Origin of the sequence: Pedobacter ginsenosidimutans (genome assembly GCF_001442625.1) — a bacterium.
GTDB classification, from domain to species: Bacteria; Bacteroidota; Bacteroidia; order Sphingobacteriales; family Sphingobacteriaceae; genus Pedobacter; species Pedobacter ginsenosidimutans.
This window is the reverse complement of record NZ_LMZQ01000068.1, coordinates 1-9,648: the sequence shown is the minus strand read 5'-3', so window position 1 is coordinate 9,648 and position 9,648 is coordinate 1. Positions and strand designations below refer to the sequence as shown.

At 37.0% G+C, this 9,648-nt stretch carries 10 protein-coding genes; 2 read left to right on the top strand and 8 right to left on the bottom strand.

The features are described from left to right. The coding region (locus ASU31_RS26650; protein ID WP_209435071.1) for an FUSC family protein at positions 1-814 on the top strand (814 nt) is incomplete at its 5' end. Between the two features lie 46 nt (positions 815-860). Here ASU31_RS26650 and ASU31_RS26645 read toward each other — a convergent pair. After that, complete coding sequence (locus ASU31_RS26645; protein ID WP_057935274.1) at positions 861-1,859, bottom strand: PorP/SprF family type IX secretion system membrane protein; 999 nt, start codon at positions 1,857-1,859, stop codon at positions 861-863. Next, positions 1,859-4,276, bottom strand: coding sequence for a T9SS type B sorting domain-containing protein (locus tag ASU31_RS26640; RefSeq protein ID WP_157258334.1), 2,418 nt, complete (start codon positions 4,274-4,276; stop codon positions 1,859-1,861). Before ASU31_RS26640 ends, ASU31_RS26645 begins: the two co-directional genes overlap by 1 nt. Positions 4,277-4,679: 403 nt before the next feature. Here ASU31_RS26640 and ASU31_RS26635 point away from each other — a divergent pair, with 403 nt between their 5' ends. Continuing rightward, positions 4,680-5,090: an organic hydroperoxide resistance protein gene (locus ASU31_RS26635; RefSeq protein WP_057935272.1), complete on the top strand. Its 411-nt coding sequence runs from the start codon at positions 4,680-4,682 to the stop codon at positions 5,088-5,090. A 171-nt stretch (positions 5,091-5,261) separates the two neighbouring features. On the opposite strand, the gene bioB is transcribed toward ASU31_RS26635, so the two are convergent. The 6 genes from bioB to ASU31_RS26605 all read right to left on the bottom strand — a co-directional run. Next, the gene (gene bioB / locus ASU31_RS26630; protein WP_057935271.1) at positions 5,262-6,263 is read right to left on the bottom strand and encodes a biotin synthase BioB; all 1,002 of its coding nucleotides are present in this window, start codon (positions 6,261-6,263) and stop codon (positions 5,262-5,264) included. 20 nt (positions 6,264-6,283) lie between these two features. Beyond that, complete coding sequence (mgtE, locus tag ASU31_RS26625) at positions 6,284-7,633, bottom strand: magnesium transporter (RefSeq protein ID WP_057935270.1); 1,350 nt, start codon at positions 7,631-7,633, stop codon at positions 6,284-6,286. Positions 7,634-7,686: 53 nt separating this feature from the next. Continuing rightward, on the bottom strand, positions 7,687-7,983 hold the full coding sequence (locus ASU31_RS28170; protein WP_057935269.1) for a type II toxin-antitoxin system RelE/ParE family toxin: 297 nt from the start codon (positions 7,981-7,983) through the stop codon (positions 7,687-7,689). Further along, a complete protein-coding gene (locus ASU31_RS26615) occupies positions 7,983-8,225 on the bottom strand; it encodes a type II toxin-antitoxin system ParD family antitoxin (RefSeq protein ID WP_057935268.1) in 243 nt (80 codons plus the stop codon). Before ASU31_RS26615 ends, ASU31_RS28170 begins: the two co-directional genes overlap by 1 nt. A 51-nt stretch (positions 8,226-8,276) precedes the next feature. Next, positions 8,277-9,398: a magnesium/cobalt transporter CorA gene (gene corA / locus ASU31_RS26610; protein ID WP_057935267.1), complete on the bottom strand. Its 1,122-nt coding sequence runs from the start codon at positions 9,396-9,398 to the stop codon at positions 8,277-8,279. Between the two features lie 3 nt (positions 9,399-9,401). Then, positions 9,402-9,648: WbqC family protein (locus ASU31_RS26605; protein WP_167346254.1), on the bottom strand; the 247-nt coding region annotated here is incomplete at its 5' end.

The following is a 9,648-nucleotide window of genomic DNA, read 5'->3' as shown; positions in this document are numbered from 1 at the left end:
TTTAATCGGCACCACGGTTGGGGCGTTTATTGGTATGGGCGTAATTAATTACATCCACGATCGGAACACTTTATTTGTGATCCTATTAATCTGCATGATTGGCTGTTATAGTTTCCAAAGGAAAAATTACGTAGTGAGTGTACTTTTTATGACGCCATATATCTTAATCCTATTCGATTTTCTGGGTATGGGATCGATAGCACTGGCACGCGAAAGGATTTATGATACTTTTATAGGCTCTGGTATTGCGCTATTGGCCAGTTATTCTTTATTCCCGACTTGGGAGCATGAAAAACTCAAAGAGGCCATGCTCGATATTTTAAAGGCAAATAAGGCTTATTACGAACAAGTGATTAAATTGTATTTTGAAAAAAATTACAACAGAACGGAATATAAATTGGCACGGAAAGAAGTGTATGTAAGTACGGCAAATTTGGCTTCCCTGTTTCAAAGAATGTTTTCTGAACCAAAAAGCAAACAGTTGTTTATTAAGGAAGTGCATCAGTTTACAGCACTCAGCCATTTATTGTCTTCTTATGTTGCAACACTTTCGCTCTACAATAAGGAACATCAATTTATCTTCGAGAGTTTCGATACCCTAAAACCAATTGCCAATAACACCAATTATTTATTGGATACTTCTATTAATAATCTGGAGCAAGGAACCAGCACCATTGATAATGTGCCGTTAATCAGATTAAATGATAATGGTTTAGCCATAAAAAAAGGTGAAGATTTGGTTCCGGAGCAATTCGATCTCATCCAGAAAGTAGCTTACGATATTTATAAGCTATCGGTAAAAATAAAACTTTAGCCAACGAGAAACCATCTCATTAAGAGCGGTAAATCATTTCAAGATCTTAAAATTTAGGACAAGGCACTTTAAAGCCTTTAAAATTGTTATGCCTGTAGATAAAAGACAGTTCGTATGTGCGTGGCGTAGCACTCATTAGTTTACTTCCATAAACAGTATAATTAATACCGGCACTGATATTTCCCATGGCTACACCAACATAAGGATAAAATGAAGCTTCGTTAAATTTGTACCACATGCCAAAATTCAGTTTCATTTTAGTTTCATCGCCAGGCTTTAAACCTAAAACGGTACCGAAAATAACATCTTTATTGTTTTTCTGGGTATTATAAACGCCTGTAAAATTTAAGTCTACGTTATTGTTTAATAGATAAAGTAAGCCTAAATTGATGGTTTTACGTGCCGAAACAACATCGTTGCTGTTGCTTAGCATTGCTTCCTGAGGTTTTGTTAAATGATATTGCGCATAACCTACCGCAACACTCCAGTAATCAAAATTAGCAGCAAAATTGGCCCCTATATTTAAATCGAAATAGGATGTTTTATCATTCTTTAAATCAATGTAGTTTGGCATGGAACTATCAAAACCACCTCCTCCATTATATTGAGAAGCAAAAGTAAGTTTATTGTAGTCTAAATACTTAGAAACGTAAGAAAGCTGTGGTGCTAAACCAAATTTAAAGCGATGCTCTTCATCCATGTATTGATAGTATGAAACACTGGCACTGATATATTGCGATTTTAAGGCTTTATTTAAGGATTCATCAAACAAACCGCTTAAGCCCAAACTGAAATAACTATTGATGAAATTTTCGTCTTCTACCAGTTTTACATCCCCTGATACACTGTAGGTATTGTAGGGGTCGCCCAGGTTGCCCCATTGCTGCCTTGTATTGACTGCAATTCGATAATCGCCATCAAAAAAACCAGTAAATGCAGGGTTTAAACTTAAGGGCGCAGCGAAGTATTGCGAAAACTTCGGGTCTTGTGCCCAACAACATATTGTAGTAAGGCTTAAACATAAAATGAGTAGCAATCTGTACATTATAATATGAGTATAGTTTTTCCTTTTGACTGAATTTGACCGCCGAAGACATCAATACCTTCTGCAAACCAAGAAAACGTTTCTAGCGGCTGCATTTTACTTTTAAACTGCCCATCCCAACCCCCATTGGCCAAATCGGCACTCTGATAAACTAAGATTCCCCATTTGTTGTATACCTTAAAACTGATTAATTTTTGGATACCTACCAAAAATGGGTACAAGCGGTTATTGGTTTCTTTTTGTGGTGTAAAAGCAGTTGGAACAATGATTTTTGGCTGTGGTAAAATTTCTAGTGCTATTGACGCAGAAGCTGTGCAGCCCTTTTCGTTCTGTATAGAAATATAGTAAACCCCTGCCTTGTTCACTTTTGTAGGATTAGGTAAAGGTCTTTTTAAATCGGCATCTTCAAAATAACCAGCTTTTATAAACTCGCTGCTTCCTTTGGTTATTTCCTGTGCAGTTAAATCGACAAAACCATTGTCAAAAACTGCCTTTGGTTTATTGAGTACGATAGTTGGTGCGGTATTAAAACTTACCTGTATTTTACCCGAAGTAAAGCAACCGCCATTATTTGAGGCTTTAACATAGTAGGTTCCGGCTTTTGCAATGGCTTTAGGAAAAGTAATCTGGTTGGTTAGGGCCTCATCATAGAAAAACGAATAACTTAAACCGTCGCTTGATCCGTTATATAGAGCTGGATTGGAAATATCAACCTTATCAGGATAACATGCTGTTTCAGGATCTTTGATATGGAGCGCAGGCATATCACTAATCGTTACCTCAATTTTATCGCTAACCGTACATCCATCCGTGTTAGTTGCTTTTACATAATAATAACCAGACTTATCAACCTGTGTAGGATTAGTTAATAGATTAGTTAATTCCTTATCTGCATAAAAGCTATATTTAAATGTAGCATCACTGCCCAAAAAATAACTTGCCGAAGTAATATCTACTTTCGTTGCAATACATACAGGTTTCGGATTGCTTACCTTCAAAACAGGTTTATCTTTAATGGTAACATCGATTGAAACAATTTTACTGCAACCAAATTCATTAGATAGTTTAACAAAATATCTACCAGGTGAAGTGATATGCTGTGGATCTGCAATTGCATGCGTAGCAGCCTCATTGGTATAATAAGACTTCGTAATCCCACCCAATTCACCTATGTATAATTCAGCTTTTGTAATATCTACGCTTTCTGTATAGCAAACTGCACCGGGATTTTTAACTGTAATATTTGCCACATTAAATATCGAAATATCTATGGGAACCACACTTTCGCAACTTTTATAATTGGTGGCCTTAATGTAGAAAGTTTTATCGGTCAATATTTTTATCGGTCCGCTTATTGGCTTGGTTAAATCTTTATCCTCGTAAACCAAATAAGTAAAATCATCTGATTTGTTTAATATATATTTCGCACTCAAAAGATCAATTTCAGCATTTTGGCAAACCACATCTTTTGCCAAAACTTTAAGCTCGTAATCTATTCCATGAATTAGCGTACTTACTGTACCTGGACAGCCAAAACCTGCATAAGGAACCAAATCCAAAATGACTTTAGATCCATTAGTTGGCTTAGGTTTTATACTAATGGATTGACCAGTACCATATTTTACAGATCGGTCTTCGTTATACCAGTTGTAAGTCTGAAAACCACTTGGACCTGAAATATCAAGTGCATCAGCACTGGCGCAATAAGTATTTCCCGTGATCGGATCTCCACAAACATTATTGATATCCACATAGGCATAGCCAAAATGTGCCCCACGCGAACAATCGGTACTGATAAATTCTATTAACAACTGTTTACCCTGGTAGCCAGATAAATTTATGGTTACCGGCGACCAATCTTTGTAAATCACCCCTTCGTAATTGGCCGATTTTTTAAAACCTGGCAGAGAGGAAGTAGCTACATATTCGAAAGAGGCACAAGGGATATATTCATTTTTTGCAACATCTTTTATTCTTGCTATAAAGCGCGGCTGCTCGAAGGGTTCGTGTATAGGATCTTCTAACACCACCGCATATTGATAGGTTAAGGTAAATTCAGGCCGATCTGCTGGAACTGTCATCAGATATGAAATTCCATCAATTTGACTGCCCGTTACATTATTTCCTAATTTCACAGAGAAGTTTCCTCCAGATGGTGGAATTAACGGGAAACCACCATAAGCATCTACTAAATTTTTGTTGTTGATAATGGCATGTCGTCCAGAAATTGGCCTGGCCACCTCATTCATCGTTACCACGTTCTGATTATTCTCAATGGCGATAGAACCGGCATAAATCGTCCAGTTCTGAAAATTTCCATTTTCAAAACCGATATTCTCCGGACAGGATTGTGCACATAATTTGGCTGACCAGGCAAAACTTACTACGATCAGCATTAAAAACAATCTACTAATCAACGTTGGGACGATTTAAATAGTTACAGAGTAAAAATATTGTTTTAGTATATCCACAGCTATAGTGTCAGGTTAAAGTCATGGTTTTTTACACGAAATGGCTTTCTTATAAAAAAGTGTTTACAAATACTACACTTAAACAAACATAAAAGCTAAACAAATAAAATACTGACTATAAGAGATATACGCGTTTATTTTTATAACTCAAAAACTACAAAATAGACATTTTTACTACACCTTAAATTCAGCTTTAAATTGGATGAAATGCGTGTTTTTTACATGAAATAGCTATTAACTGTTTACACTAAGTCCATTTATGCCCTTAATGGTATGTTTAGGTAGTCTTTAAGCTGACTAAAAACAAAGACAAGCATAGTTTGTTAGTTTAAGCAAATAAGAAAACATTATGGAAAAGCTATATACGGCTGAAGTTACAGCTACTGGAGGAAGAGACGGACACATTAAATCGAGTGATGGAATTTTAGATTTCGATTTAAGAAAGCCAAAAGAGCTTGGCGGGCAAGGAGGTGCCACCAATCCCGAAGAATTGTTTGCCGCTGCATGGGGGCCATGTTATTTGGGTGCGTTAGGTGGTGTAGCAGAACGCGAGGGCGTTGATATTAGCGAAGCAAGTGTAAAAGTATTAGTTTCTTTTAATAAAGATGGCAACGCATTTGTTCTATCTGCCGACCTTGATGTACACATTCCAGGTATTTCGCATGAGGAAGCACAGGCCTTGGCTGATAAAGCACATAGGGCATGTCCGTATTCTAAAGCAACCAGAGGAAATATTGAAGTAAGGGTAACTGCAGTGTAAAGTGAAGTCAGATGGTAACATCTGATACCACGCATTTAACACTGCAATTACCCTAAAACAAAAAGTCCCGATTTTAGTCGGGACTTTTTGTTTTATATTAATATGGTTTGAAATCTACCTTTGTGTCAGTTAGAAACAACCGACACCACGGATATCAGTTTATATCTTTGATTAAACAGCTTCCTGTTCAACCCTTGTGTTTGCTGGTCTGCCATTTTTAAAGGCGTCGCGGGTTTTCAATCCCAACAATTCAAACATGGCCATATCATCAACAAATGCAGGGTTTGGCGTGGTTAATAATTTATCACCCGCAAAAATAGAACTTGCCCCTGCCATAAAGCAAAAAGCCTGCTCTAGCGTGCTCATTTCATTTCTACCAGCTGATAAACGTACCACCGAGTTTGGCATTACAATTCGTGCTGTAGCAATCATTCTTACCATATCCCAGATTGGAACACGGGGCTGATTTTCTAAAGGAGTACCTTTTACGGGTACTAAAGCGTTAACGGGAACTGATTCAGGATGTTTTTCCATATTTGATAAGGTCTGCAACATCGAAACACGGTCTTCTACTGTTTCACCTAAACCGATAATACCACCACTACATACTGTTAATTTGGCTTTACGAACATTTTTTATGGTATTTAAGCGATCATCGTAAGTTCTGGTCGAAATAATACGTTTGTAATCATCTTCAGAGGTATCAATATTATGGTTATATGCATATAAACCAGCATCAGCTAAACGTTGTGCCTGGTTTTCAGTAAGCATGCCTAAAGTACAGCAAACTTCCATATCCATGTCATTCACAGCCTTTACCATTTCAATTACACGGTCAAAATCGCGGTTATCCCGTACTTCGCGCCATGCAGCTCCCATACATAAACGTGATGCACCACCCTCTTTTGCCTTAACTGCGGCGCTAACCACCTGGCTAACCTGCATCAATGGCTGAACTTCTAACTCGGTATGGTAGCGGGCTGCCTGTGGGCAATATGAACAGTCTTCGGCACAACCTCCAGTTTTGATCGAGATTAATGAACTTACCTGAACTTCATTGTAATCTTTATTTTCTCTGTGGATGCTTGCAGCTTCGTAAACCAGATCTAAAAATGGTCTGTTATAAATTTCGTATATTTCTTCTTTTGTCCAATCGTGTCTTGTCGTTTGCATGGAGATCAGGATTTTTTAATCTATAGTAAAAGTTTGCTGGCCAATCCTAAAATTAATAGGAAACCAAAAACGTCGGTAAAAGTAGTAATAATTATAGATGATGCAATGGCAGGATCGATGCCTACCCTTTTTAAAATTAATGGAATACCAGCGCCTGTGATACCTGCAATTACCAGATTGCCCGTCATAGCCAGGAAGATAACCAATCCAAGCATTGGGTTTCCATCAAAAAAGTAAGCAAAAATAAATACGATTAATCCATTGGATGCACCATTTATTAAACCTACGGTAAATTCTTTTAAAACGGTACGATAAGCCTGTTTATCAGTCAGGTCATAAAGTGAAATACGCCTAACCGTTACGGCAAGTGCCTGGGTAGCTGCATTTCCACCCATCCCCGCAATAATGGTCATGTAGGCCGCTAAGGAAGGAATTAACTTAATGGTTGGATCAAAATAGCGCACTACAGATGAAGCTAAAAAAGCAGTTCCGAGGTTGATAATTAACCATGGCAAACGTGATTTTACCGCTTCTACCCAGTTACCACTCAATTCCTCATCTTCTGATACCCCGGAAATTTTCAAGATATCTTCGGTACTTTCGGCCTCCATTACATCGATTACATCATCGAATGTTACCCTACCGAGTAATTTCTGGTGATCATCAATAACAGGAATACTGGTTAAGTTATATTGGGAAATGAGGTTCGCCACTTCTTCCTGATCGGTATCGGGATGCACATAAACAGCATCTACTTTAACCAATTCGGTTATTTTGGCATTGTGTTTTGCTTTAATAATGTCTTTTAACGAAACAATACCTTTAAAAATCTCATCATCATCCACTACATAAATGGTGTAAAACTCCTCCATTTCTTCACTCTGCCGGATGATCTCGTCGATTGCGTCTTTTTTAGTGAGGTTGATGTTTACACAGATCAGTTCTGTGTTCATCAAACCACCGGCGGTTTTTTCGTCGTAGGTTAAAAGGTTTCTGATTTCTGAAGCATGATCTTCGGTGAGGTCTTCTAAAATCTCTTTCTGTTCATGATCCTCCAATTGGGAAATGATGTCGGTCGCATCATCATAATCCAGTTCCTCAACTATTTCGGTACGTTTGTCGGGATGGAGCTCAAAAAGTAAATCTTCCGGATGGGATTCTTCATCCATCTCAGAAATAATCTCAGAAGCTATTTCTGCAGGAAGCAGGTTGATAATGTGCCGCTGTTCGGATTTATCCAAACGCTCAAACAAAATCGCAATTTCTGAGGCATGGTATTCCTCTAAAACTATTTTTAAAGTTTCATCACCAGCTAAAATTGCATTTTTAACCTTGAGTACGTCGCTTTTATCTATTTCGAATGACTGCATCTATAACCTAACCAAAAACGCCCTAAAGCTACAAATATTAAAAGTTGATTTTTTTACAATAAGTGACTTTTAATATTAGTCATTTGATGCAAAATCCTGATTATTTCTACTGCACCATCCTCACCCAATTTGTAAAATATTAAGTGTGATTTAACCGACGAACATCTATATCCCTTTAATATATGATCCATTATCTTTCCATGTTCAAAATGGTTTGATAGATATTCACATTCATGAAGTAATAAACTGTAATATCTATCAGCCTGATCTTTAGACCAATTTTTAAACGTATATAACCAAATATCTTCTAAATCTACTTGCGCAGGTTCACTAATACGGTAATTAACCATTATAAATGCTTGCGGTGTAACTTTTCCAAGTGCTCTACAGGATCGAAATTTTTAACGAACCCACTTTTCTCTCCTATTTTTAAAGCCTCGCGCAACAGTTCAATTTGCTTCTCCTCTTCCTCTAACAGCCTTAAACTTGTTCTAATTACCTCACTAGCAGAATTAAATTTCCCAGACGCTATTTTTTCACTGATAAAATTATCGAAATGATCGCCTAACAGTATTGATGTATTTCGTCCCATAATTACTTATTTAATTCTAAATATACCAATAATTGGTACAAATACAAAATATTATTTAAACCAACCTTTGCGCCAAAAGTAAATCACCTGCAAAACTGCAATCACAGCCATTACAATCCAGGTATACAAATAACCGTGTTCGGCATACAATTCGGGCATATTGTCTTTTAGTATTTTTCCGGTTGTAGGGTCTTCCCGACTAAAATTCATTCCGTAAATCCCTGCAATAAAGGTTAATGGAATAAATATGGACGAAATGATGGTCAAAACTTTCATGATTTCGTTCATCCGGTTACTAATAATTGATAAATTCATATCAATATTGGCTGAAGCAATCTCCTTTAATGATTCTATAAAATCAATAATCTGGATACAATGATCGTAGGCATCCTTCATATAGGTTTTGGTGAGATCTGATATTAACGGACTATCCGTACGGATAATATCATTCAGCTTATCCCTCTCCGGCCAGGCTACTTTTCGGATCATGATTAACGACCTTTTAATCGCTTGTGTATCGTACATGATTCTCCGGTCAGGATGATCATATAAACGGTCTTCAATAGTGTCCAGCTCTTCGCCCCAAAAATTTAACAAGGAAAAATAATTATCCACTATTACATCCATAATGGCATACATCAGGTAACTAATACCACCAATACGAATGTTCCCCTTCCCTATTTCTAAACGTTTTCTTACGGGCTCAAAACAATCGGCATAAGTTTCCTGAAAGGTAATTAATGTACGTTCAGACAGGATAAAAGAGACCTGATCATTATTTAAAATATTCTCCTCATTTAAAAACAGATGCCTGCTCACTGCAAAAATGTACTTGTCATTATCATATTCATCCAGCTTGGGGCGCTGGTAAGAACTGGTAATATCTTCTAATACGAGCCTGCTGATACCTAATTTTGAATAAAGTGTTTCGAATATATTAGGATCTGCAAGTCCTTTGATATCAAACCAATAACAAAAATCTTTATTTTCAATCAGTTTATCAATATTATTAATGTTCTCCAATTCCACTTTTTTATAACTCTTATCGTTATAAATATGAAGTACAATAATTGGCTTTAATGCATCTTCATCAATAGTGTATAAACCCGGACTGGTGCCCGGCGCTGGAACTTTATAGTGCTTATGGCGGTTACGCGGCTTGTTTTTTCCCATACTTTACAAATATAGCCGGGCTTGCGGGCCCTGGTTAAACAACAAATCAACAATACTTAAGTTGGGCAAAAATTGATGTCTATCTTCAAAAACCTGATAATATGGCTTGTTTTTTACAATATCTTCCTCTTTTTTAGGATTCATAATGGTACGAAAATCAAGCTCAGGAGCGATATTATCAAAATATTCTGTGGTAACTTCGAAGCTTTTATTGAGCTTTAACTTTTTGGAAAGCCATTCTACCAATTCG